Annotated in this window: 21 protein-coding genes, 3 tRNA genes, 1 pseudogene and 1 riboswitch; of the genes and pseudogenes, 14 read left to right on the forward strand and 11 right to left on the reverse strand. The window is 65.7% G+C overall.

Annotated elements, in window-relative coordinates; genetic code table 11:
* Positions 1-34: 34 nt before the first annotated feature.
* Positions 35-988, reverse strand: a complete 954-nt coding sequence (locus G6N68_RS26915; protein WP_163719227.1) for a class I SAM-dependent methyltransferase — start codon at positions 986-988, stop codon at positions 35-37.
* 159 nt (positions 989-1,147) lie between these two features.
* On the opposite strand from G6N68_RS26915, the gene G6N68_RS26920 reads away from it, so the two are divergent.
* Together G6N68_RS26920 and G6N68_RS26925 are read left to right on the forward strand one after the other, a co-directional pair.
* Positions 1,148-1,495: a nuclear transport factor 2 family protein gene (locus tag G6N68_RS26920; RefSeq protein ID WP_163719228.1), complete on the forward strand. Its 348-nt coding sequence runs from the start codon at positions 1,148-1,150 to the stop codon at positions 1,493-1,495.
* A 32-nt stretch (positions 1,496-1,527) separates the two neighbouring features.
* Positions 1,528-2,526, forward strand: a complete 999-nt coding sequence (locus G6N68_RS26925; protein ID WP_163719979.1) for a phosphotransferase family protein — start codon at positions 1,528-1,530, stop codon at positions 2,524-2,526.
* Positions 2,527-2,572: 46 nt separating this feature from the next.
* On the opposite strand, the pseudogene G6N68_RS26930 reads toward G6N68_RS26925, so the two are convergent.
* Both G6N68_RS26930 and G6N68_RS26935 read right to left on the reverse strand, forming a co-directional pair.
* Positions 2,573-2,857: pseudogene (locus G6N68_RS26930) on the reverse strand (PE family protein); the annotation flags it as partial.
* Positions 2,858-2,954: 97 nt separating this feature from the next.
* Positions 2,955-3,272, reverse strand: a complete 318-nt coding sequence (locus tag G6N68_RS26935) for a DMT family transporter (protein WP_163719230.1) — start codon at positions 3,270-3,272, stop codon at positions 2,955-2,957.
* A gap of 11 nt (positions 3,273-3,283) precedes the next feature.
* Positions 3,284-3,348, reverse strand: a riboswitch (guanidine-III (ykkC-III) riboswitch).
* Positions 3,349-3,432: 84 nt separating this feature from the next.
* Between G6N68_RS26935 and G6N68_RS26940 the strand changes: the two genes are divergently transcribed.
* From G6N68_RS26940 to G6N68_RS31695, 3 genes are all read left to right on the forward strand, one after another.
* Positions 3,433-4,053: an Rv1289 family protein gene (locus G6N68_RS26940; protein WP_163719231.1), complete on the forward strand. Its 621-nt coding sequence runs from the start codon at positions 3,433-3,435 to the stop codon at positions 4,051-4,053.
* A gap of 85 nt (positions 4,054-4,138) precedes the next feature.
* Positions 4,139-6,046, forward strand: coding sequence for a neutral ceramidase (locus G6N68_RS26945; RefSeq protein ID WP_163719232.1), 1,908 nt, complete (start codon positions 4,139-4,141; stop codon positions 6,044-6,046).
* A gap of 101 nt (positions 6,047-6,147) precedes the next feature.
* Entirely contained in the window at positions 6,148-8,205 is a 2,058-nt protein-coding gene (locus tag G6N68_RS31695; RefSeq protein ID WP_163719233.1) for a PE-PGRS family protein, read from the forward strand.
* A gap of 241 nt (positions 8,206-8,446) precedes the next feature.
* On the opposite strand, the gene G6N68_RS26955 is transcribed toward G6N68_RS31695, so the two are convergent.
* Positions 8,447-8,519 (reverse strand) — tRNA-Arg (locus tag G6N68_RS26955).
* A 34-nt stretch (positions 8,520-8,553) separates the two neighbouring features.
* Positions 8,554-8,642, reverse strand: a tRNA-Ser gene (locus G6N68_RS26960).
* A gap of 82 nt (positions 8,643-8,724) precedes the next feature.
* Here G6N68_RS26960 and G6N68_RS26965 point away from each other — a divergent pair.
* Positions 8,725-9,810, forward strand: coding sequence for an aromatic amino acid aminotransferase (locus G6N68_RS26965; RefSeq protein WP_163719234.1), 1,086 nt, complete (start codon positions 8,725-8,727; stop codon positions 9,808-9,810).
* Positions 9,807-10,268 (forward strand): DUF4334 domain-containing protein, encoded by a 462-nt coding sequence (locus G6N68_RS26970; protein ID WP_163719235.1) that lies wholly within the window; start codon positions 9,807-9,809, stop codon positions 10,266-10,268. The genes G6N68_RS26965 and G6N68_RS26970 overlap by 4 nt, the downstream gene beginning before the upstream one ends.
* Positions 10,269-10,361: 93 nt before the next feature.
* On the opposite strand, the gene G6N68_RS26975 is transcribed toward G6N68_RS26970, so the two are convergent.
* Positions 10,362-10,955, reverse strand: a complete 594-nt coding sequence (locus G6N68_RS26975; protein ID WP_163719236.1) for a TIGR03086 family metal-binding protein — start codon at positions 10,953-10,955, stop codon at positions 10,362-10,364.
* 24 nt (positions 10,956-10,979) lie between these two features.
* Between G6N68_RS26975 and G6N68_RS26980 the strand changes: the two genes are divergently transcribed.
* Positions 10,980-11,804, forward strand: coding sequence for a crotonase/enoyl-CoA hydratase family protein (locus G6N68_RS26980; protein ID WP_163719237.1), 825 nt, complete (start codon positions 10,980-10,982; stop codon positions 11,802-11,804).
* Here the strand turns inward: G6N68_RS26980 and G6N68_RS26985 are convergent.
* Positions 11,791-12,177, reverse strand: a complete 387-nt coding sequence (locus tag G6N68_RS26985) for a hypothetical protein (protein WP_163719238.1) — start codon at positions 12,175-12,177, stop codon at positions 11,791-11,793. The genes G6N68_RS26980 and G6N68_RS26985 overlap by 14 nt on opposite strands.
* Positions 12,178-12,207: 30 nt before the next feature.
* Here G6N68_RS26985 and lipE point away from each other — a divergent pair, with 30 nt between their 5' ends.
* From lipE to G6N68_RS27000, 3 genes are all read left to right on the forward strand, one after another.
* Complete coding sequence (gene lipE / locus G6N68_RS26990; RefSeq protein WP_163719981.1) at positions 12,208-13,443, forward strand: lipase LipE; 1,236 nt, start codon at positions 12,208-12,210, stop codon at positions 13,441-13,443.
* Between the two features lie 37 nt (positions 13,444-13,480).
* Positions 13,481-14,497, forward strand: coding sequence for a baeRF2 domain-containing protein (locus G6N68_RS26995; protein WP_163719239.1), 1,017 nt, complete (start codon positions 13,481-13,483; stop codon positions 14,495-14,497).
* A 274-nt stretch (positions 14,498-14,771) separates the two neighbouring features.
* Positions 14,772-15,581: a TSUP family transporter gene (locus tag G6N68_RS27000; RefSeq protein WP_163719240.1), complete on the forward strand. Its 810-nt coding sequence runs from the start codon at positions 14,772-14,774 to the stop codon at positions 15,579-15,581.
* Between the two features lie 43 nt (positions 15,582-15,624).
* Here G6N68_RS27000 and G6N68_RS27005 read toward each other — a convergent pair.
* Positions 15,625-15,711 (reverse strand) — tRNA-Ser (locus G6N68_RS27005).
* A 47-nt stretch (positions 15,712-15,758) separates the two neighbouring features.
* Between G6N68_RS27005 and G6N68_RS27010 the strand changes: the two genes are divergently transcribed.
* Positions 15,759-16,736 carry an NAD(P)H-quinone oxidoreductase gene (locus tag G6N68_RS27010; RefSeq protein WP_205351529.1) on the forward strand — a complete coding sequence of 326 codons (978 nt, stop codon included), beginning with the start codon at positions 15,759-15,761 and terminating at the stop codon, positions 16,734-16,736.
* Between the two features lie 7 nt (positions 16,737-16,743).
* Here G6N68_RS27010 and G6N68_RS27015 read toward each other — a convergent pair whose 3' ends face one another.
* Entirely contained in the window at positions 16,744-18,225 is a 1,482-nt protein-coding gene (locus G6N68_RS27015) for a serine/threonine-protein kinase (RefSeq protein ID WP_163719241.1), read from the reverse strand.
* A gap of 409 nt (positions 18,226-18,634) precedes the next feature.
* Here G6N68_RS27015 and G6N68_RS27020 point away from each other — a divergent pair, with 409 nt between their 5' ends.
* Entirely contained in the window at positions 18,635-20,170 is a 1,536-nt protein-coding gene (locus G6N68_RS27020) for a serine/threonine-protein kinase (protein WP_240355933.1), read from the forward strand.
* A 56-nt stretch (positions 20,171-20,226) separates the two neighbouring features.
* Here G6N68_RS27020 and G6N68_RS27025 read toward each other — a convergent pair whose 3' ends face one another.
* Positions 20,227-20,838, reverse strand: coding sequence for a hypothetical protein (locus G6N68_RS27025; RefSeq protein ID WP_163719242.1), 612 nt, complete (start codon positions 20,836-20,838; stop codon positions 20,227-20,229).
* Between the two features lie 165 nt (positions 20,839-21,003).
* On the opposite strand from G6N68_RS27025, the gene G6N68_RS27030 reads away from it, so the two are divergent.
* On the forward strand, positions 21,004-22,125 hold the full coding sequence (locus G6N68_RS27030; RefSeq protein WP_163719243.1) for a BTAD domain-containing putative transcriptional regulator: 1,122 nt from the start codon (positions 21,004-21,006) through the stop codon (positions 22,123-22,125).
* Here G6N68_RS27030 and G6N68_RS27035 read toward each other — a convergent pair.
* Positions 22,119-23,111, reverse strand: coding sequence for an adenylate/guanylate cyclase domain-containing protein (locus G6N68_RS27035; RefSeq protein WP_240355935.1), 993 nt, complete (start codon positions 23,109-23,111; stop codon positions 22,119-22,121). The genes G6N68_RS27030 and G6N68_RS27035 overlap by 7 nt on opposite strands.
* Positions 23,112-23,272: the final 161 nt, after the last annotated feature.

Here is a 23,272-nt window from a genome sequence, read left to right on the forward strand (position 1 = left end):
GTCCCGTTTCGCCGCGAGAAGACGCGGGAGGGGGTCAGCCCCGGGGCCGTTGCGCGGAGACGAACAGCGTCGGCGGCAAGGGCGCCTCAATGTCTTCGGGATGGTGTCGGCCGTAGCGGGCCATCAGTCCGGGGAAGTCCGTCACCGACACGTTCCAGCCGCGGTCCCGCAGCCATTGGTCAACCGGAGTGCGCTCCTCGGCGTACCAAAGGTCTTCGACCTCCGGCATCTCGGTCTCGACGAACCGCGCCGCCACCGCACGCATGCGCTTCATGTCCTCGCGCTGCCGTGCCACCAGGTCGGCGTCTAGGTAGCCCTCGCCGGGAACGTTGGTAGCCAGCCAGCTGCCGGGCGCGCTGAGCGCGTCGATGCGTTCGAACAGCAGATCCTGCGCCCGCGCGGGCAGGTATCGCACCAGCCCCTCGGCCGACCACGCCGACGGCCGCGAAGGGTCGAAACCCGCGTCCCGCAACGCCGTGGGCCAGTCCTGGCGTAGGTCGATCGGGATGGTCACCAGGCGCGCCCGCGGTTGGGCGCCGTGTTCGCGCAAGGTGGCAGTCTTGAATTCCAGCACTTTGGGCTGGTCGAGCTCGTAGACCACGGTCCCGTCCGGCTCGTCGGGCCAGGGCAGCCGCCAGGTGCGCGAATCCAGACCCGAGGCAAGGATCACCACCTGGCGGACACCGGCCTCGGCGGCGCCCAGGAAGAACCCGTCGAAGAACGCCGTGCGGGTCGCCATGAAGTCGACCATCAGCTGCACCCGTTCGCGCACACCGGGTTCGACATCGGCGGCCTGCGCGAGCAGCGTGGGATTGGAGTAAATGCTCCACATGCCGTGGCCGGCCGCGTCGACGAAGACCCGCGCGAACGGGTCGCTGATCAATGGGTTTTCGCTCTCGGTTTCCGCGGCGCGAGCCGCTGCCACCCCAAGCGCAGTGGCGCCCACGCTCTGGGTGATGTCCCAGGTGTCGTTGTCAGTGCGGATCATGGCCACCTCTCTACCGAGCCCCGACCCAGAAAGTCAGTTATGCGAACTATTCTTCCAGTCGGCTAGGCCGCCGGGAGCTCGCCAAGAGTGCCCTACGCTTTTTCCCAGGAGCCCGACAGGTTTCTCGTCAGGTCGCTCGACAAGTAGCAAAGGAGCTATATGGCCGGCACGCCGCAGGAAGTATTCGCCCATCACGGTCAGGCTTTGGCGGCGGGCGATCTCGACGAGATCGTTGCCGACTACGCCGACGACTCCGTCGTAATCACCTCGGCGGGCGTCGCGCGCGGCAAGAACGAAATCCGGCAGGTTTTCGTCAAGCTACTCGAGGACCTGCCCGACGCGGCCTGGGACCTGAAGACCATGATCTTCGATGGCGACGTGCTCTTCCTCGAATGGGCGGCCGAGTCGGGCGTAAACCGCGTCGACGACGGCGTCGACACGTTCGTATTTCGCGACGGCGTGATTGCGGCCCAGACGGTTCGATACACCCCGCGCGCCAAGGACTGACGCTGGTGGATCTGGAACCGGTAGCGCGCTGGATGTCGGGGCAGGGCCTCGGCGAAGGACCCTTGGAGGACGTCACCCCGGTGACGGGCGGGACGCAGAACATCATGCTGCGGTTCACCCGGAGCGGTCGGCCCTACGTCCTGCGCCGCGGCCCCAAACACCTCCGTCCCCGCAGCAACGCGGTGATGTTGCGGGAAACCCGCGTGCTCGCGGCGTTGGCCGGTTCCGACGTGCCGCATCCTCGACTCATCGCCACCTGCGACGACCCGAGCGTGCTCGGTGACGCGGTTTTCTACCTGATGGAGCCGGTCGACGGCTTCAACGCCGGCGAAGGGCTGCCCCCGCTGCACGCCAACGATGCCGAGATTCGGCATGGCATGGGGTTGTCGATGGCCGACGCGCTGGCCAAACTTGGTGCCGTCGACCACGTGGCGGTCGGGCTCGCCGACTTCGGCAAGCCCGACGGCTTTCTGGAACGTCAGGTGCCACGTTGGCTTTCGGAACTGGCCTCCTACCAGGAATACGAGGGGTACCCGGGCCCCGACATTCCGGGGGTCGACGAGGTGGCCCGCTGGTTGGAAACACACCGGCCCACCTCGTGGAAGCCCGGGATCATGCACGGCGATTACCACGCCGCCAACGTGATGTTCTCGAACACCGGCCCAGAGGTGGTTGCGATCGTCGACTGGGAGATGTGCACGATCGGCGACCCGCTACTGGACCTCGGCTGGCTGCTCGCCACCTGGCGCCAGGACGACGGGGCGTCCGTATTCAGCCACGCGCTGGCCAATCAGACCGGCTTGGCCAGCACCGACGAGTTATTGCAGTGCTACGCCGCCAACACGACCCGCGACCTGTCGCACATCACCTGGTATACCGTGCTGGCCTGCTTCAAGCTCGGCATCGTCATCGAGGGCACCTTGGCCCGCGCGTACGCGGGCAAGGCCGACAAGTCGGTGGGCGACTACCTGCACGCCGGGACGGTGTACCTGTTCGAGCGGGCGCTGCAGTTGATCGACAGCCAGACCTAAGCCTTTACCAGGGCCGTAACCAGGGCCGTAACTAGGCCTGCAACCTCACATTTTCGGCTTCGGCGTGCGCGTAGGCCTGACCCGCGCCCTTCATCGCCTGCACGAACTGCGCATGCACGGCCGCCGCCTGAGCGCTGACGGACTGATAAAGCTGACCGTGCGCCTGGAATATCGCCGCTACCGCTGATGAGATCTCGTCGGCCCCCGCGGCCGACACCGCCGTCGTGGGAGCCGCGGCCGCCGCCGTGGCCGCATCGAGCGACGAACCGATGCCCGCCAAGTCCGTTGCCGCGCCGGTGAGTAATCCGGGCTGCGTGAGCAAAAACGACATGCGGTATCCCCTGAGCAAATTAGGTCTATCGGATTGCATGAAGCATACGCACAGCGTCAACAGCAAAAGCTCGCTTTGTAAAACTGGTTTACAAAGATCAGTCGCTGACCAGCTTCAGGCCCACCACGCAGCCCACGATTCCGACGATGAAGGCCAACTTCACCAGGGACGCGGCCTCCTGCCCGGTCACCATCGCAAACGTGACCGTGAGGGCGGCGCCGATCCCGACCCACACCGCGTAACTGGTGCCGACGGGCAGTTCCTTCATCGCGACCGCCAGTCCAGCCATCGACAGCACGAGCGCCACAACGAACACGCCTGTGGGCAGCGGCCGGGAGAAACCTTGCGACTTGTCCAGCGCGATGGCCCACACCGCTTCCAAAACGCCTGATACGACAAGGATTAACCAGGACATCACGCCCTCCCGCGGCACCGTCTTGTCGCTGGCCGGGTACGGTTCCCCTCGTCCGGCGTCACGGATGTGACGTGATCCGATGCTATCCGAGACGACACACCGCTATTTGGGAACGGGGCACTGGTCACCCGGCGCGGACGGGATCGTTAGCCTCTGGTGTGTGAACGTGGGAGATTCGGTCAGGCAATCACTCGATCATTGGGCTCGGCAGGATTGGGACACCGCGATGTACCATGCCTGCGACGCCATCAAGGGGACCGGCAAGAAGCGATATCCGCAGCAGGGAGTTGCCACCGCCTTCCGGCGCACGATTCGAGACGGTTTGGACATTTTCCACGCGATGGCCGCGCCAGCTGTGGACTTCGAAAAGTCGCGGTTTCCAATACAGGTGAAAACCGACCTGCCCGATGGTCGGCCCGATATCGCCGACGTCCTATACGGCATTCACCGGTACGGCCACGGCCATACTGACGACTTGCCCAAGGGATTTGAGATAACCCGGCACGGTTCCCGTGACACGAACATCAGCATCTGGCGCGAGGGAAAGATCCAACTGCCCGCAGCCACGGTCCTGGGGCTATTGGCGGTTGCTGTGTTCGCGCCCGAGAACAAGGGCGAACACGCGCCGATCAACTACAAGCTGAGCTGGTACCAGCACGAGTTTCAGATCAGCGGTTGGTGGGGCTGGCAGGACCACTTCCGGGAAATCATCGGCAGCGCCCAGTTCTCCCGAAAGGTTCTCGACTTCGACAACCGCTGGGACAGTTGGTCGCCGTTCTGATTGGGCAAACTGCACCTTGACCACTGTGTATAAGGTGTGACCGTCTAGAGAAGCCGAAGTTGTTGCTGCGACGGGAGCCTGGACCATGTTTCGTGTAGGCCGCGGTATCGCCGACATCACCGGTGAATCGGCAAACTGCGGCATGCTCGGCTATGGCAAATCCGATCAGCGAACCGCCGGAATTCATCTGCGCCTCCGCGCCCGGGCATTCATTTTCGACGACGGTCAGGCGCGGGTTCTGCTGGTCGTTACCGAACTGCCGCTGCCAATGCAGAACGTCACCGATGCGGTACTGAGCCGCTTGTCGCATTCCTTTGGTGAGACCTACACGGCGCACAACACGCTGATCACCACCACCCACACCCACTCCGCGCCCGGCGGCTATTGCGGAAACCTGCTTTACAACCTGACGACGAGCGGCTTTCGGCCGGCCACCTTTGGCGCCATCGTCGACGGAATCGTCGAGGCGGCGACCTATGCCCACCACGACTTGGCGCCGGCCGAGGTGACGTTGTCCCAAGGCGAATTGCGTAACGCGAGCATCAATCGTTCGCCGACGGCGTTCGATCGCAACCCGCCGGACGACAAGTCGTTCTTCCCCGACCGCATCGATCCGCAGACCACGCTGGTGCGCATCGATCGCGGCGACCGGACGGTCGGTGCCATCCACTTCTTCGCCACGCACGGCACCAGCATGAACAACCGCAATCACCTCATCTCCAGCGACAACAAGGGATACGCCGCTTACCACTGGGAACGCGACGTGGAGGGTGCGGACTACCTCAGCGGCCAGCCCGACTTCATCGCGGCCTTCGCGCAGACGAACCCAGGCGACATCAGCCCGCACGTCGAACGGAACAGCCACGAGGGCGTCGCGGACCCTACCGACAACGGTTTCGAAAACACCCGCGTCGTTGGGTTGTCGCAGTTCGAGGACGCCGTCGAGCTGTTGGACGACGGGAAGCCGATCGGCGACGGCGTTGACAGCCGGCTGACCTACGTCGACCTCAGCAATGTGGAAGTGCGGGGCGAATTCACCCCGGATGGTCAGCCACATCGCACCGGGCGTCCGATGATCTCAGCCGCGATGATGGCGGGCACGGATGACGGCGCCGGTTTCGCCGGATTCCGACAGGGCCGAAACCCGTTCTGGGACAAGGTTTCCGGCGCTGTCTATCAGCGGGCGGCGGCGCTCGGGTCGACGCAATCCCCCAAGGGCATCGTGGTTCCGGCCGGGCTGATCAACCGGATGACTCCTTTCATCTCCGAGATCGTCCCGGTCCAGCTGCTGCGGATCGGCCGTCTGTACCTGATCGGCATTCCGGGCGAGCCCACCATCATGTCCGGACTTCGATTGCGTCGCACCGTCGCATCGATCGTGGGCGCCGAACTGGCCGATGTGCTCTGCGTCGGTTACAGCAACGCCTACATCCACTACGTCACGACGCCCGAGGAGTATCTGGAACAGCGGTACGAGGGCGGCAGCACGCTGTTCGGCCGCTGGGAACTGCCCGCCCTGATGCAGACCGTCGCCGGGCTCGCCGAGGCGATGCGCGACGGCCGGCCGGCGACGACCGGCCAGGGCCCGATCAGGAAGAAGCCCTTGAGCTGGGTGCGCACTCCCCCGCCCGACACTGGATCGTTCGGCACCGTCATCACCGAGCCTTCGGCCTCCTACCGCCCCGGCGATGTGGTCGAGGTGGTCTTCGACAGCGCGCACCCGGGGAACGATCTGCGCCGCAACGACACCTACCTCGAAGTGCAGCGCCGAGCCGGCGAGGAATGGGTGCAGGTGGCCAATGATGGCGACTGGTCGACGCGCTTCGAGTGGGCCCGCCTAGGACGAGCCGGTTCGCGCGTCACGATCCGTTGGGACACTCCCGACGACACCACGCCGGGCACGTACCGCATCGTGCACCACGGCACCGCTCGGGGCCCCAACGGCTCACTGTTGCCGTTCACCGGGAAGACCCGCGAATTCACGGTCGGCTAGTTTCGGTCCGCAATTTAAGTAGCCGGCTACTGTATCCCGCCCCATAGATCCGCGCGACGCTCTGATCGTCTGTATTGGCGAATCAGATGAGGTGGGCAGGAATGTCGTATCTTCTTGCGGCGCCGGAGAACATGGCGACGGCGACAACACACTTGGCAAGCATTAATTCGACGCTGGAGCAGGCGCACCGGTGGGCGGTGCCCTCGATCCTGGCGACGGTCCCATCGGCGGCCGATGAGGTGTCGGTGGCAATCGCGAAACTGTTCGCCGAGCAGGCCCGCGAGTATCAGGCGGCGGCCGTTCGGGCGGCGACGTTTCATGAGCAGTTCCTGCGCACGTTGTCGGCCGGCGCGAACGCCTATGCCAGCGCAGAGGCGTTCAGTGTCGAGCGGTTGGTGTTGGGGTTGATCAACGCGCCGACGCAGTTGCTGCTGGGGCGTCCGCTGATCGGTGACGGCACCCACGGCGCGCCGGGTACCGGACAGGCCGGCGGGCCGGGCGGTTTGTTGTGGGGCAACGGCGGCAACGGAGGTTCCGGGGCGCCGGGTGGTGCTGGCGGTCGAGGCGGGGATGCGGGCCTGTTCGGCCATGGCGGCGCCGGCGGTGCGGGCGGGACCGGCATACCGGGCACGGCCGGTTTGCCGGGTGAACAAGGAGGGGTCGGCGGCGTCGGCGGTGTCGGCGGCGCCGGCGGTAACGGCGGGATCCTCTGGGGCAACGGCGGGCCCGGCGGAGCCGGCGGCCTGGGCGGGGTTGGCGGTATCGGCGGTGCGGGTCTGGCCGGAGCGTCCGGGGTGTTCGGGGTCAACGGCGGCATCGGCGGCGCGGGGGGTACCGGCGCGCAGGGCGGCATGGGCGGCGCCGGCGGAACCGGCGGCGCGGGTGGGCAGGCTCCGGGGATATTCGGCGGTGTTCCGGGTGCCCATGGTGTTGGCGGGAACGGCGGCCAAGGCGGAGAGGGCGGGTTCGGCGGCAGCGGCGGGGCCAGCACGGTGGGTCAGGGCGGTATGGGTGGTCTAGGTGGGCTTGGCGGTACCGGCGGCGGTGGAGGCACCGGGGTCGGCGGGGCCGCGGGTGGTAGTGGCGGCGCCGGAGGCGCCGGCGGCCAGGGCGGGGCCGGTGGGGCCGGTTTGAGCTTCAGCCTCGCCGAGAGTGGCGGCGCCGGTGCCGTGGGAGCTGAAGGCACCGGCCCGACCGGGGCAATCGGCGGTTCGGGCGGTGTCGGTGGGGAGGGCGGCAGTGGTGGCATCGGCAGCGGTGCCGGAAGCGCCGCCATCGCCGCCGGTGACAGTCCAAAGGGAGTGGCGGTCAGTCCCAATACCGGCCTTGTCTACGTCACCAACGAAAGCATCGAGGGCTCGGTGTCGGTGATAGATCCCACCACCAATACCGTCACCGCCGTCATCCCCGTTGGCTCAAGGCCGGACGGAGTGGCGGTCAGTCCCACTGGCCCCGCCGCCGGCCATGTCTACGTCGCCAACTCGTTGAGCGACACAGTGTCGGTAATCGACCCGGACAGCAATACCGTCACGGCCACCATCTCCGTCGGTGAGAGCCCGAACGGAGTGGCGGTCAGCTCCACCGGACCCGCCGCCGGCCACGTCTACGTCACCAATACATCCAGCGACACGGTGTCGGTGATAGACCCCGCAACCAATATGGTCACGACCACCATCCCCGTCGGTGACGAACCGGTCGGCGTAGCGGTCAGCCCCCTGACCGGCACCATTTACGTCGGCAATTCGGCCAGCGGCACAGTGTCGGTGATCGACCCCGCCACCAACAACGTCACCGCCACCATCCCCGTCGGCAACTTTCCGATTGCGGTGGCGGTCAACCCCGACACCGGCGTCATCTACGTCGCCAACGCGTTCAGCGGAACGGTGTCGGTGATTGACCCCGCCGCCAATACCGTCACCGCGACAATCGCCTTCGGCGATGTCCCGCTAGGGGTGGCCGTGGACGCCTTCACCGGCGCCATCTACGTCCCCCTACTTGGCCAGAGCGCGGTATCCGTGATCGACCCTGCGACGAACGCCGTGGTCGGCATCGTTCCAATCGGCGACAGCCCATCCGGTGTCGCGGTCAGCCCCACCAGTCCCGGCTTCGGCAATGTGTATGTCACCAATTCCGCCGACAGGGTTTCGGTGATCACCTAGACGGTTGGCGGGCGGCGGCGAGGGGCGAGGATTGTGCGCGCGACGAGCTCCGCATCGTCCCGCATCGGCATGTGGCCGACGTCCGCGAACCACAACCGCAGCGGCAATCTCGATGCGTCAGCAGCCACGACCCGTGGGCCGAACACCACGACCCCGCCGAGATTGCCGTGAGGGCTGTGCGCGGGCCGCAAACCACAACCGCAGCGGCAATCTCGATGCGCTAGCAGCGCCACAAACAGAGCGCGCCCGAAGAGATTCGAACTCCCAACCTTCTGATCCGTAGTCAGATGCTCTATCCGTTGAGCTACGGGCGCCTTACCTATTCAGTTATGTCCTCGAAAGGACCAGCGGAGGCGAGAGGATTTGAACCTCCGGTTCCCTTTAAGGGGAACAACTCATTAGCAGTGAGCCCCATTCGGCCGCTCTGGCACGCCTCCTTGAACTTCATGAGGGTACCCGACCCCAAAACCCGCAGCCGCCGGAGGCATAGCGTACACATCGGCAACATATGCTGTCGAAGTGACTGCCCGCCTGCGGCCCGAGTTGGCCGGGCTTCCAGTTTACGTTCCCGGCAAAACCGTGCCAGGTGCTATCAAACTGGCAAGCAACGAAACCGTGTTCGGACCACTACCCAGTGTCCGCGCGGCCATCGAGCGCGCAACCGACGTCATCAACCGCTACCCCGACAACGGGTGCGTGCAGCTCAAGGCCGCCCTGGCCAAGCACGTGAGCGCCGCGGGAGGACCCGATTTCGCACCCGAACACATCGCGGTGGGTTGCGGGTCGGTCAGCCTGTGCCAGCAACTGGTGCAGATCACCGCGGCGCCCGGCGATGACGTGGTCTTCGGCTGGCGCAGCTTCGAGCTGTACCCGCCGCAGGTCCTCACCGCCGGCGCCACGCCCATCCAGGTGCCACTGACCGACCACACCTTCGACCTCTACGCGATGCTGGCCGCCGTCACCGAGCGCACCCGGCTGATCTTGGTCTGCAACCCCAACAATCCGACGTCCACCGTCGTCGATCCCGAGGCGCTGACCCGTTTCGTCGAGGCCGCGCCCTCGGACGTCCTGATCGCCATCGACGAGGCCTACGTCGAGTACATCCGGGACGGGATGCGCCCCGACAGCCTGGGACTCGTTCACTCCCATCCGAACGTCGTTGTGCTGCGGACGTTTTCCAAGGCCTACGGGCTGGCCGGGCTGCGCATCGGCTACGCCGTCGGCCACCCCGACGTGATCACCGCGCTGGACAAGGTCTACGTGCCGTTCACCGTGTCGAGCGTCGCGCAGGCGGCCGCCATCGCCTCGATCGAGGCCGCCGACGAACTGCTGGCCCGCACCGACGCCGTGGTCGCTGAGCGCACCCGGGTCAGCGCCGAATTACGCGCTGCCGGCTTCACGCTGCCACCCTCACAGGCGAATTTCGTCTGGCTGCCACTGGGCGCCAGGACCAGGGACTTCGTAGAGCAGGCCGCGAACGCGCGGATCGTGGTCAGACCCTATGGCGACGATGGCGTTCGGGTAACCGTCACGGCCAAACCGGAAGAGAACGATGCGCTGCTGCGGTTCGCGCGCAGCTGGAAGGCGGACCAGGGAGACCAATGAGCTCGGCACGGGAGAAGTTCAACGAGTTGAAGGCGCGCACCGGCAAGATTGCCGACGCCGAACTGGACGAATTCTGGGAGACCCTCGCGCCCATGACGCTCGACGGCATGATCGGCGAATGGAAGGGCGGCGAGTTCGACACCGGACACAGGATGAACTGGCAGTTGGAGAAGGCCCGGTGGTTCGGCAAGACCTTCAAGTCGGTCAACGACGTGCAGCCGCTGGTGTGCCTCGACGTCGACGGGAACAAGTTCTCCAACGTGGAGATGGGTAAGGGCGAGGCCAGCCTGTGGCTGGAAGAGTTCCGCGGCGAGGTCACCGCGACGATGGTCTACGACGGCCAACCCGTTCACGACCACTTCAAGAAGATCGACGACGACGCGGTGATGGGCATCATGAACGGCAAACGCGTCCTCGACAACGGCCGGTACTACTACTTCTTCCTCGAGCGGGTCTAGCGGCGCCCTCGACCGTCGCGCCAGCGTGACGCTCGGCGTCCGGCGTCGCGCCAGCGTGACGCTCGGCGTCCGGCGTCCAGCGCCCCGCAATCGTCAGCGAGCGTCGCCGGGATTGCGCCCGGTGAACGCGACCAATCTGTCCAATACGGGCGCGTCGTCGGACATCGACACCGGCGGATCGAAACCCGCCGCGCCGCGCAGGGCCGGCTGGATCAGCATTTGCGCCAAACCCAGCACGTACTCGGACAGCGAGTCGGGCGCGTCTACCTGCCGTCCCACGGCTACCGCGTAATCCCATGCGTGGACCAGGAACTCGATCGAAAACACCGCGACGGCCACGTTGGCCGGCATCGCCCCCTGGCCGAGTGACACCTCGCCTTGCAGACCATGCCGGTGCCAGGCGTCCAAGGCAGGGCGGGCCGCACCGATGATCCGCCGTTCCACCGACTCGGTGTCGTCCGGTAGCGACGAGAAGTCCGCGTCAACCATGTTGCCGAGGGCGGTAATCGAGCTCAGCAGATGATCGGTCAGGCCGGACACGTCGAACTCGGTGCACGGCGTCTGTTTGGTCAGGTCGTCGGAGGCCAGGGTGTGTACGACCTGTTGAAGCACCCCTAGTGTCGCTTCCGCGCTTTGCAGCTCGTCGGTGGGTGGGGAATCTGGTCCGGGGCGCAAATCTGGGGGCATACTCGCCACGCTACGGTCTCGGGCATGGGCGAGAAATATGAATCCGTGACCGTCGAGGTCAAAGACCAGGTCGCACAGGTCACGTTGATCGGGCCGGGCAAGGGCAACGCGATGGGGCCGGCCTTCTGGAAGGAGTTGCCTGAGCTATTCCCCGAGCTGGACGCCGACCCAGAGGTTCGGGCCATCGTCCTGACCGGATCGGGGAGGAATTTCAGCTACGGCCTGGACGTGCCCGCCATGGGCGGCTCGTTCACTCCCCTGCTGTCGGGCGACGCGCTGGCCGGACCGCGCTCGGAGTTCCACCGCGAGATCAAGCGGATGCAGGGCGCCATCAACGCGGTCGCCGACTGCCGCACCCCCACCATCGCCTCGGTGCACGGTTGGTGCATCGGCGGCGGCGTCGACCTGATCTCGGCGGTGGACATCCGCTACGCCAGCGCCGACGCGAAGTTCTCGGTGCGTGAGGTCAAGCTGGCCATCGTCGCCGACGTCGGCAGCCTCGCCCGCCTGCCGCTGATCTTGAGCGACGGACACCTGCGGGAGCTCGCGCTGACCGGCAAGGACATCGACGCCGCCCGCGCCGAAAAGATCGGCCTGGTCAACGACGTGTTCGACGATGCCGAAGCCGCGCTGGCCGCGGCGCACGCCACCGCCGCCGAGATCGCCGCCAATCCCCCGCTGACGGTGCACGGCATCAAGGACGTGCTGGATCAGCAACGCATCGCGGCGGTCTCGGAGAGCCTGCGCTACGTCGCCGCCTGGAATGCCGCCTTCCTGCCGTCGAAAGACCTCACCGAGGGCATCGCCGCAACCTTCGAGAAGCGCCCGCCGCGGTTCACCGGCGAATAGCGCTGAACCACAGGGCGACGGCCAGCCAACCGGTGGAGATCGCCAAAGCGGCGAATTCCAGCCACCCGACGGTCGCGCCGGCGCGGTGGTTGGTGTCGATCAGGTGGCTGAGCGTGTGCAGCGCCCAGTGCGCCGTCGCAAACGCCAGCGCCGGGACCTGCCAAGACGGCCAACGCAGCGCGCCCAGCAGCAGCAGTCCCAGCGGCAACTCGAACGACGCGTTGTCGAAGATGTAGTGGGTGTTGCGGATGCCGAAGGCGCCGAGGGTGTCGAAGAATGTCTCGGGCGCCAGCCACTGGAACAACCCCAGGCCGACCGAGTAGGCACCGAACACGACGAGGATCACCTCGACATAGCGTGAGCGGGTAGGCATGGGCTCAAAGTTAGGCTCGCGGGGGTGACTATGACAGCAGACGGCAAGATCCGTGTCCCGGCCGACCTCGACGCGGTGACGGCAATCGGCGAGGAAGACCACTCAGAAATCGATGACGCCGCCGTCGAGCGGATTTGGCAGGCCGCGCGGCACTGGTACCAGGGCGGCATGCACCCCGCCATCCAGCTGTGCCTCCGGCACAACGGGCGCGTGGTGCTCAACCGGGCGATCGGGCACGGCTGGGGCAACGCCCCGACCGACGAGCCCGACGCCGAGAAGATTCCCGTCACCACCGACACCCCGTTCTGCGTGTACTCGGCGTCCAAGGGCATCACCGCGACCGTCATCCACCTGCTCGTCGAACGTGGGGTTTTCGACCTCGACGACCGCGTCTGCGAATACATCCCCAGCTACACCAGCCACGGCAAGGACCGCACCACGATCCGGCACGTCCTGAACCACAGCGCCGGCGTCCCGTTCCCCACCGGACCCAAGCCTGACCTCAAGCGCGCCGACGACCACGAATACGCACAGGAGCAGCTCGGCAAACTGCGCCCGCTGTACCGCCCGGGCTTGGTGCACATCTACCACGCGCTGACCTGGGGTCCGCTGATGCGGGAGATCGTCTACGCCAGCACCGGCAAAGACATCCGCGACATCCTGGCCAGCGAGATCCTCGACCCACTGAACTTCCGCTGGACCAACTTCGGGGTTGCCGAGCAAGACGTCCCGCTCGTCGCACCCAGTCACCCGACCGGCAAGCCGTTACCCCCGGTGATCGCGGCCATCTTCCGCAAGGCGATCGGCGGCACCGTGCACGAGATCATCCCCTACACCAACACCAAGGCGTTCCTGACCACCGTGGTGCCCTCGTCCAACACCGTCTCCACCGCCAACGAGTTGTCGCGCTTCGCCGAAATCTGGCGCCGCGGCGGCGAACTCGACGGTGTACGCATCATCAGCGCGGAGCGGATGTACAACGCCGTGCAGGAGGCCCGGCGACTGCGGCCGGATTTCGCGGTTGGCCTGCTGCCGGCCCGGTGGGGCACCGGGTTCATGCTGGGCACCGATCGCTGGGGCCCGTTCGGGCGCAATGCATCGACAGCGTTCGGGAACCTCGGCCTGGCCAACATCGCGATCTGGGCGGACCCGGCGCGCGGGCTGTCGGGCGGCGTGATCAGCAGCGGGAAGCCGGGCAAGGACCCCGAGCTCAAGCGCTACACCGCCCTGATGAACACCATCGCCGACTCGATCCCGCGGGTGTGAGCGTTTGTCGGAAGGACAGACGGGCATCCATTAAGGCATGGATTCCGAACGTTTCCGAAAACTGCTCACCACCCCCGGACCGTTTGCGTCCGTCTACTTCGACGACTCGCACGACAGCCACGACGCCGCTGCGCAGCTCGACCTGAAGTGGCGCGCGGTACGTGAGGAGCTCGAGAAGCAAGGTGCCGGAAAGTCCGTCACCAGCGAAATCGAGCAGGCGGTTATGGATTTACGGCCGCCGATCGGGCGCAGCGGACGCGCGGTGGTGGCCGGCCCGACTGGCGTCCTGATCAACGAGCACTTAGCGCGTCCCACCGCTGCAACGGTGGTCCGGTTGTCGGAGCTGCCCTATCTCGTCCCTATCCTCGAGTTGGGTTTGGAACAGCCGAACTATCTCTTGGCGATCGTCGATCACACCGGCGCCGACCTCACCGTCCGCGACGGCAATGGGGTGCGCTCGGAGACCGTGGACGGCGGCGGCTACCCCGTCCATAAGGCCGCGGGCCCTGAGACCGCCGGCTACGGCGACCCGCAACCGCGCACCGACGAGGCCGGCCGCAAGAACATTCGAGCGGTCGCCGACCGCATTGCCGAGTTGGTGGACCGGACGGGGGCCGAGGCGCTTTTCGTGGTCGGCGAGGTGCGGTCCCGTTCAGACCTACTGGCGATCGAATCCTGGTTCGCCAGGCGTCAACTGCAAGTTATCGACCATGCCGCCGCGCGGTTCAGCGCGGAGATCGGCCGGCAATCCGGACTGGCCACCGAAGGGTTGGACGGCGTGTGTTCGGCACTGCGACAGGGGGCGGTCGAGACCTTGATCATCGGGGAAATCGGCGACGCCATCGTGGTCACCGACGAAGAGCTGACCCACATCGCGCCGAACGCCAACGTGCTTTCCGAGCAAGGGGCGGCGCCCGCCAAGACTTTGCGCGCAGACGAGGCGCTGCCGTTGTTCGCGGTGGCGGTCGGAGCATCACTGGTGCGTACCGACGAGCGGATCTCGCCGTCCGACGGGGTCGCCGCGGTGCTGCGCTACGCGCCAACCTTGGGTTGATCGGGCCGCGAGCGCGCCGTTCGGCCGCGAGCGCGCGCCGGTCAGCGCGAACGCGCCCAAAATGCCAGCCGCGACGGCGTGTCGCCGTACAAATGAGCGCCCTCGCCGCGTAAACCCCCAGCCCGCCGCGCCGGTCAGCGCGAGCGCGCTCAAAATGCCAGCCGCGACGGCGTGTCGCCGTACAAATGAGCGCGCTCGCGGGCGGACCTCCGCAACAGCTGCCTGCTGAGTCGAAATATGGTCCGCGGGCGTCAACTCCGACATAGTTGGCCGAATGGACGACCCGGTCACGCTGCTAACCAGCGCGATCGCCGGCCTGATTCTGGCGATGGTCACCACGCCCGTAGGTGTCTCCGGGGCCGTGTTCCTGCTGCCGGTGCAGCTGACGCTCTTGGGCGTGCCCAATCCTGCAGTTACGCCGACGAACTTGCTGTTCAACATCGTGTCGACGCCTGGAGCCTTGATTCGCTACCGCCGGAGCGCAAATCCGGCCGGCCCACTCCTCACCAACCCGTTGACGAAGGTGCTGGTCGCCGGCACCGTTCCCGGCGTTGTATTCGGTTCGCTGGTGCGCGTGTTCCTGATTCCCGGACCACGCCTGTTTCGCTTCGTGGTGGCTGCACTCTTGTTGCCGCTGGGACTTTGGCTCTGCGCAAAGTCCCTTATCCGGTCGCCCGTTAAGCGAGATCCGGTCGTCCCGTCGTCATGGGTGATAGGCGCTCTCGCGCTAGGTGTCGGAGTCGTCGGCGGCGTCTACGGCATCGGCGGCGGGTCGTTGTTGAGCCCAATCCTGGTCGGTCGCGGTCTACCGACGCGCCTGGTCGCTCCGGCGGCGCTCACCACGACCTTCGTCACGTCTATCGTCGGAGCGGCCGCCTATTCCCTGATCGCCCTGGCCAGCCCCGGTCAGCACATCGCACCCGTGTGGGCCGTCGGACTGCTGGCCGGACTGGGCGGCCTGATCGGTGGCTACCTCGGCGCTCGGCTGCAACCGAGAGCGCCGGAAACTGTGCTCCGAACATTGCTGGGAGCGCTCGCTGTGGCCAGCGCACTGCTCTACGTCTGGCAAGCACTCCGCATGTGACTGGCGCCTGCAAACCAGGCCGAACTCGACTCATCGCAACTTGCGGTGGCGGAGGGATTTGAACCCCCGGACGGTTTTAGCCGTCTCTCGCTTTCAAGGCGAGTGCATTAGGCCGCTCTGCCACGCCACCCGGACAACGGTAAGCCAAGGGTAGCGGTGGCAAGTAGCGTGACGAACATGCGTGCCATCGTCGCCGAATCCGCCGAAGAACTCGTATGGCAAGAAGTCCCCGACGTCACCGCCGGGCCGGGTGAGGTCTTGATCAAGGTGACCGCCGCGGGGGTGAACCGCGCCGACGTGCTGCAGGCCGCGGGTAAGTACCCGCCCCCGCCGGGTGCCAGCGAGACGATCGGCATGGAGGTCAGCGGCATCGTCGCCGATGTCGGTCCCGGCGTCACGGAATGGTCGAAAGGCCAGGAAGTCTGCGCCCTGCTGGCCGGCGGCGGATACGCGGAATACGTCGCAGTCCCGGTCGGCCAGGTGATGCCGGTCCCCCCGACAGTCGAACTCGCCGACGCCGCCGCGCTGCCCGAAGTGGCCTGCACGGTGTGGTCCAACCTGGTGATGACGGCTCATTTGAGCCCCGGCCAGTTGGTCCTCATTCACGGCGGGGCCAGCGGCATCGGCACCCATGCGATTCAGGTGGCACGCGCCCTGGGCGCCCGAGTCGCGATCACTGCGGGGGCGCCGGAAAAGCTGGAACTCTGCCGCAGCCTCGGCGCGCAGATCGCGATCTCGTACAAGGACGAGGACTTCGTCGCGCGGATCAAGGAGGTGACCGACGGCGGCGGCGTCGACGTGATCCTCGACATCATGGGTGCGGCCTATTTGGACCGCAATATCGACGCGCTGGCCACGGACGGCCAACTCATCGTGATCGGCATGCAGGGCGGGGTGAAGGCCGAACTCAATCTGGGCAAGCTGCTCACCAAACGCGCGCGGGTAATCGGCACCACGCTGCGCGCCCGCCCGGTGAGCGGCCCGAACAGCAAGAGCGAGATCGCGGCGGCGGTGACGGCGTCGGTGTGGCCGATGATCGCCGCCGGCCGAGTCCGACCGGTCATCGGCGCCCGCCTGCCGATCGAGCAGGCCGCGGAGGCACACCGATTGCTGGTGTCGGGCAAGACTTACGGAAAGATCCTGCTGACGGTCTGACGACCGGCTACGCGCCGCAAAGGGTCGGGTCAGTGCCACCGACTTTGCAATACGGGAACTGCTGTTCCTTTCCGGCGCTGAACGTCAGGCCTTGCCCGTTGCCGACGAGCGTCACCGTCACCGGGTCGCCGGGAACGGCCCCGTTGAGGTTCGAACTGCTGTCGACCGTGCCGGTGGCCGTGTCACCGAACACCGAGGTCAGCGTGAAGTTCTCCATGCCGTCGGAGTACGTGTGTTGGCCCTTGCCGTTGGCGGTGATGACGAGACCTTCGCGGTGAGCGTGCCAGCTCCCGACGAACGGTTCGAGTCCGGCGAGGCCGGTACGCGCCGTTGTGGTGGGCTCGGCGGGAGTAGCCGGGAGCGCCGGCGTCGAGGGCTCGACCGTCGCGGAAGACTGGGCGGTCGCGGGGGACTGCGACGTCGTCGCGGGCCTGCTCAGCAGGTAGCCGCCGACGATCCCCAATACGGCCACGATCACGACCGCTGCGGTGATCGCCGCGATCCGGCCTCCGCCGAGTCGGGTTGGCCCGCCGGTTTGGTAGGCGAGCGGTTGCGGCGCAGGTTGGTCGGGTAGCCGACGGCGTGGTGGTGGGGCGGGCACGGTCGGTTGCGAGTGCAGTTGCTGGCTCGGCGGTGGGGGCGGGGGTCGATCGTGGCGCCGCGTGGATCCAGCGACCGAGGGCGCACTCAAGGCTTGGCGGGCCGCAAAAGCGAGTGCGTTGGCGCTCTGGTAGCGCTCGTCGGGGTTTTTGGCCATGCCGGTGGCGATGACCGCATCGAACGCGGCCGGTACACCAGGACGAATTTGGCTGGCCCGCGGGGGATCCAGCTGCAAATGCGCTGCGATCTGTTGTTCCATGCTGTCACCGGGAAACGGATGGCTGCCGGTCAAGCATTCATGCAGCACGCAGGCCAGTGCGTAGACATCGGAACGGGCATCGGCGACCCCGGTGTTGAAACGCTCGGGGGCCATGTAGGCCATGGTTCCCACCATCACGTTGGTGCTGGTCAGCTTGGTCGCCGAAGAGTCGTGGACGATGCCGAAATCGATCAAATACACGAAATCGCGGGGGGTGACCAAGGTGTTGGAGGGCTTGACATCGCGATGCACCAACCCCGCCGCGTGCGCGGCATCCAAAGCGGCGGCGAGTTGTTCGATGATGTGCACCGCGCGCTGCGGACGCATCGGGCCGCGGCGCAACAAAGCGCCGACGTCGGTGCCCTCGACGATCGGCATCACCAGGTACAACCGGCCATCAATCTCGCCGGTGTCATAAATCGGGATGATGTGCGGCTCGGTCAGCCGGGCCGCCGTATACGCCTCACGACGGAACCGCTGCTCATAGCCTGGCTCGTTGGCCAACTGCGGCGGCAGCACCTTGATCGCCACATCGCGGTCGATCTCGGTGTCATGGGCTCGATATACCGTGCCCATCCCGCCTTGCCCGAGCACTGAGATCAGCCGATAACGCCCGAACGCTTCATTCATCAGGGCACCTCCCACAGTGTTCAGACGAAGCGGCACAACGGGTTTGGTAGTTGGCCACTCATCAAAGCCTCGGGTGCGCTTCCGGCGGACACCACTTCAGACCAGTCGGCCATCGAGCCCTCGATTCAGCTTGTTGCGTCGTGACAAGCGATGCCAAGGAACCGAATGCGGCGGCGACGTCCTGAGTCAACGTGCCGACGAAACGGCGTCTGGTGCGTAATCGCGGGCCCTTCGGCAAGGAAGTTGGATCCGTGCAGCAACAAGTATCTTGAAGGCTGCGAAGATTTGGAAGACGTTGGAACCGCCTTTGACTATTGTTAACGGGCACTTGAATCCCTCAACGCGGAGCGGAAGTCGATGACAAACGTGGTAGCTCCGGACGAGTCTCCAATCGAACGCACCGCTGCCTGTGGATGAGGTGTTCGGGCGGTATCGACTGATCTCGGTGATCGGTCAGGGTGCTATGGGCACGGTGTATCGGGCCCGGGATACCGAGATCGGACGCGATGTGGCGATCAAGGTGCTGCCGTCGCAGTTGGCCAATGAGCCAGGCTATGAGCAGCGGTTCCGCCGTGAGGCGTATACGGCGGCCCGGCTGACCGAGCCGCACATCATCCCGATTTATGACACCGGCGAGATTGATGGCCGGTTGTACCTGGTGATGCCCATTATCGAGGGCACCGATGTAGATGCGCTGTTGCGCCGCGAGGGACCGATGCCCGCCGAGCGCGCGGTGGGCATCATCGAGCAGTTGGCTGCTGCGTTGGATGCCGCGCACGCGGCGGGGTTGGTGCACCGTGATGTCAAGCCCTCCAACACCTTGGTCACCCCACGCGATTTCGTGTATTTGATCGATTTCGGCATTGCTCACGACGCTTCGGCCACCAAACTGACTCGCACCGGGATGATGGTGGGAACCATGGCCTACATGGCCCCCGAACGCTTCAACACCGGGGTCGCCGATGCGCGTTCTGACGTATACGCATTGGCATGCGTCTTACACGAGTGCTTGACCGGGGAACTGCCGTTTCCGGGCAACAGCGTGGAACAGCAGATCGCAGCGCATTTGTCGTTGGATCCGCCGCGGCCCAGCCGCAGTCGTCCTAGTCTGCCTGCAGCGTTGGATGACGTCATCGCCATTGGCATGGCGAAAAATCCCGACGAGCGCTACCAGAGCGCCGCCGCGCTGGCTGCAGCAGCCCGCCGAGCCCTGGCCGCGCCGTCGAACCCCTCGGTCGCGGCGTCCACCCGTCGACACGATCGGCCCCCTCCCCCACCACCCAGATCGCAACCGCCATCCCGCTCGCAGCCGAGCTTGCCCGCCCCACCGCCGCAGCGCCGGCCGATCGACCAGCCTGTGCCCCAAACGCCGCGCCGTCCAACAAGGTTGATCGCAGTCATCGCCGGCCTCGCCGCCGCTCTCATCGCCGTCATCGCTGTCAGTTACCAGCTATTCAAGCCGGAACCTCCTGCAGCCGAAACACCGACTGCGCAAGCACCTTTCGGGTCAAGCGCCGCGCCTAGTACGGCTCAGCCGGCTGAGCCGACCACTCAAATCCCCATCGCCTCAACCCCGTACATCAAGATTCCTGGCGTTGCCACATGCCAAATTGACGACGAAAGTGTTGTCTGTCAGAGCACCTGGTCGCAGGCACCCGTAGTCCCGTGTCCGGGATGCCCGCAAGAGATGCCCATGGACCAAGCGATAGTGGACCCTAACGGAAAACTCACTTGGCGCGACGCAAACCTGGGGACCCCCGACGGTCCCGGGGGGCCTGGGTGGTTTTCCTTGTGGGTCTCACAGCCGTACCACGGGTTCGGCTGGACCGCGCACGCGGACGGAAATGGCCATGCCACGTTCACCAACGACGCGACGGGCCACGGCATGAAAATCACCTGGGTGACGCAAGGAAACAGTGGCCACGCCGAGGTGGCCACCTTCTAAAGGTTCGGCGGCTAGCAGCGAACCGCTAGCCGCCTCCTCCGGCGCCGGGCTCGGGCTCACGGCGCGCGATTTCCCGCGGTTGAGCGTTGCTTCCAGACCCGCCCGAGACCGACCACGATCGCCACGAGGGCCATCGTGTAGAGCACGAATCCGAAGCCAAGAGAGACGTCGACCCCACTGGCGATGAAGTCGGCGCTGTCCCCCGCCTCGGCTATCGCCTGCTGCTTCTCCGAAATGCCTTGCGCGTAATTGATTGCGCCGATCACGAAGAAGACCCCTAGTAGGCCAACCACGCCAGTGAGTCCGGCAAGGCGTTTCATCAACATCTCCGCTCCGGAGATCGTGGGCCACGCCAGCCAACCGGCCCCGGCAATGACCAACAGAATGAGGAAGATCCATCCGCCCCTGAATGGACTGGCATCGATGGTGGTGCTGCCGAACAGCACAGTGGCCTTGATCGTCGTCCAGGGCAGGAACAGCGAAATCGCGGCCAAAGCCAGGCCGCCAAACAGCAATCCGGCCGTGATCGGCGCCTTCGGGACAAAGCTCTTGACCGCGCCGAAACCGGGGCTTTGCAGCTGCCTACCAGGCGCCGAGTAGTCGGGACGGTACTGCGGTGGGCGAAACGATGGATCCGTTGGCTGCTGGTCGCGCGATACGTGGTTCATGATCAATTTCCTCTCATTGCAAGGTGTATTGGGGTTTCAGCCGGCCACTACGACCGGGTAGGACAGACATTGGGGGCCGGCTCTTGCAAAAATCTTGGAGTCTGAACGCCGCGGGCAGACACAATGAGAGGTCGATTCAACTGACGACCCCGAGACTGGAGGGCTATGAGCGGAACTCAGCTCAAGTTCGGCCTTCTCGGTCCCTTGCTGCTGACCGTTGCCGGAGCGACGGTGGCGTTGGGTACACCGAAACAACGGGCACTGTTCGCCATGCTGCTGATCAACCGAAATCGCGCGATCGGCTCGGATTCGTTGGTCTACGCCGCGTGGGATGAGTCACCGGTTCCCGCCGCGCGCACCAGCATTCAGTCCTACGTGTCGAACCTGCGCAAGTTGCTCGGGACTGCAGGCGTCGACCCCTATTCGGTGCTCGCGAGCGTCCCACCGGGATATCGACTCAACGTGGCCGCCAACGACTGCGACCTAGATCGCTTCAATGACCAGAAGAACACGGGTTTTCAGGCCGCGGCAGCGGGGCGATTCGACGTGGCCAGCAGACATCTTTCGGCAGCGCTGAGCGAATGGCGCGGGCCAGTGCTTGCCGACCTCGCCGACTTCGCGTTCGTCAAGACGTTCGCGACCGCCGTCACCGAAGACCACATGTTGGTCGTTACCACTCGGGCGGAGGTCGAAATCGCCTGCGGCAGAGCAGAAGCCATCATCGGTGAACTCGAAACGCTGGCGGCCAGACATCCCTATCGGGAGCCGTTGTGGGCGCAGCTGATTACCGCTTATTACGTTTGCGAACGGCAATCCGATGCCCTCGATGCCTACCGCCGCTTGAAGACGGCACTAGCGGAGGATTTGGGTATCGACCCCGGCCCGACGATCAACGCCCTGCACGCGCGGATCCTGCGCCAGGAGCGTTTGCGCATCAGACAGTCCGCGCGGACAACCGCAGCGCGTGCCATGGCTGGGGCGTACGCCGTCGCCAGCAGAAAGCCCGCCGCCGCTTGGTTGCGTGACGCGACCGGTCGCCACCATCCGTTACGCGCGGGCGCCACCCGGATAGGCCGGCTTTCGGACAATGACATCGTTCTCAACGACGACGATGTCAGCCGGCACCACGCCGTAATCGTCGACACCGGAGGAAGTTTCGTGATGACGGATTTGGGTTCGGCGAACGGAGTGCAGGTGCAGGGGCAGCTGCTTCGGCACAGCGCCAACCTTGCCGACGGCGATCACATCAGCATCTGCGGGCATGACTTCATCTTCGAGATTCAGTAACGCGCGGGGCGAGCCTGTCCGGGAGCCTTGCCTGCGAGGGCTGGAAATACCGTCGCCGTTCCGGATCGGCCTTTGATTTCGACGCTTTCGCTTGGGCCCCAGGTAAATTGCGCTGCCACGGCGGCCTGCACCCCACTTGCCACCAACACCGGTGCCCGCCCGTTTCGACCGGCCAGGCCGGACAGCCGAAACGCGATGTTCGTCGCATCACCGATCACCGCGTCAGCCGATCGAGTCATGGCCGCCAGCGCGGCCATACCCTGCACCACACCCCACCCCATCCGAATCGGCAAGCCATCCGGGCCGCGCAGGGGCAGTTCGGGTCCTATTTCGTCGACCACGCGATTGGCTGCGAGGGCGAACTTGATCGCCAGTTCGGCGGCATCTGGAAACGTGCGCACCTCCCAGACCGCGAAGAGCGCGTCGCCGGCATAGTGGCTCAACGTGCCGTGATGGTCGCTGAGCACATCACCCAATCGATGCCAAAGCGTCTGCAGGCTATGCGCCATGACGCCCTCATCGGTCACCTGCGAGATCGTCGAGTAGTTGACGATATCGCCGACCACCATCACCATCGCGGTCTTGCCGATCCGGGCCAACGTGCGGCGCGCAACCCGCTTGGGCGCGGCCGTAAATCGTTCCGACCGGAAGATCAACAGCTCATCGCCGATCCGGATCTCGTCGCCCGGCCTGATCAGCGAGGCGACAGCCCGCTCGAGCCGAACGCCGTTGAGCAAGGTCCCATTGCTACTGGTGTCGATGACGAAGGCGTGGTCGGCCGTCGAGTCCAGGCGGATTTCGAGGTGCGTGCGCGAGATCTCGGGATCATCGATGACCAGTCGGCGCGACTCGCGGATCCCTGCGCATTCGCGACCAACGAACAGTTGGTCGTAGATCGGGACGCTGCGTTCGGAACCACCCTCGCCCACGACGACCAACTGTGCCAACGGTTTGTCGGGCTGCCGGCCCAACTCCTGTGCGGCCACGTCTGTCCTTCGTGCCTGGTGGCGGGTGACACGCCGACAATACAGGCCGGTCGGGCGTGATGGTGCACCTCGCACATCGCCGCGCGGGTGCCTTGACAACTCAGTCCCCAAACGGAGTTTGGGAGATATCCGCTACGCACAACTGACGAAGCCTCGATGCG

This window comes from Mycobacterium bourgelatii (assembly GCF_010723575.1).
Lineage (GTDB): Bacteria > Actinomycetota > Actinomycetes > Mycobacteriales > Mycobacteriaceae > Mycobacterium > Mycobacterium bourgelatii.

Bases quoted from the DNA above. Each gene is read 5' to 3' on its own strand.
- G6N68_RS26915 (WP_163719227.1), bottom strand. From the start codon at position 988: ATGATCCGCACTGACAACGACACCTGGGACATCACCCAGAGCGTGGGC.
- G6N68_RS26920 (WP_163719228.1), top strand. From the start codon at position 1,148: ATGGCCGGCACGCCGCAGGAAGTATTCGCCCATCACGGTCAGGCTTTG.
- G6N68_RS26925 (WP_163719979.1), top strand. From the start codon at position 1,528: ATGTCGGGGCAGGGCCTCGGCGAAGGACCCTTGGAGGACGTCACCCCG.
- G6N68_RS26935 (WP_163719230.1), bottom strand. From the start codon at position 3,272: ATGTCCTGGTTAATCCTTGTCGTATCAGGCGTTTTGGAAGCGGTGTGG.
- G6N68_RS26945 (WP_163719232.1), top strand. From the start codon at position 4,139: ATGTTTCGTGTAGGCCGCGGTATCGCCGACATCACCGGTGAATCGGCA.
- G6N68_RS31695 (WP_163719233.1), top strand. From the start codon at position 6,148: ATGTCGTATCTTCTTGCGGCGCCGGAGAACATGGCGACGGCGACAACA.
- G6N68_RS26970 (WP_163719235.1), top strand. From the start codon at position 9,807: ATGAGCTCGGCACGGGAGAAGTTCAACGAGTTGAAGGCGCGCACCGGC.
- G6N68_RS26975 (WP_163719236.1), bottom strand. From the start codon at position 10,955: ATGCCCCCAGATTTGCGCCCCGGACCAGATTCCCCACCCACCGACGAG.
- G6N68_RS26980 (WP_163719237.1), top strand. From the start codon at position 10,980: ATGGGCGAGAAATATGAATCCGTGACCGTCGAGGTCAAAGACCAGGTC.
- G6N68_RS26985 (WP_163719238.1), bottom strand. From the start codon at position 12,177: ATGCCTACCCGCTCACGCTATGTCGAGGTGATCCTCGTCGTGTTCGGT.
- lipE (WP_163719981.1), top strand. From the start codon at position 12,208: ATGACAGCAGACGGCAAGATCCGTGTCCCGGCCGACCTCGACGCGGTG.
- G6N68_RS26995 (WP_163719239.1), top strand. From the start codon at position 13,481: ATGGATTCCGAACGTTTCCGAAAACTGCTCACCACCCCCGGACCGTTT.
- G6N68_RS27000 (WP_163719240.1), top strand. From the start codon at position 14,772: ATGGACGACCCGGTCACGCTGCTAACCAGCGCGATCGCCGGCCTGATT.
- G6N68_RS27010 (WP_205351529.1), top strand. From the start codon at position 15,759: ATGCGTGCCATCGTCGCCGAATCCGCCGAAGAACTCGTATGGCAAGAA.
- G6N68_RS27015 (WP_163719241.1), bottom strand. From the start codon at position 18,225: ATGAATGAAGCGTTCGGGCGTTATCGGCTGATCTCAGTGCTCGGGCAA.
- G6N68_RS27025 (WP_163719242.1), bottom strand. From the start codon at position 20,838: ATGAACCACGTATCGCGCGACCAGCAGCCAACGGATCCATCGTTTCGC.
- G6N68_RS27030 (WP_163719243.1), top strand. From the start codon at position 21,004: ATGAGCGGAACTCAGCTCAAGTTCGGCCTTCTCGGTCCCTTGCTGCTG.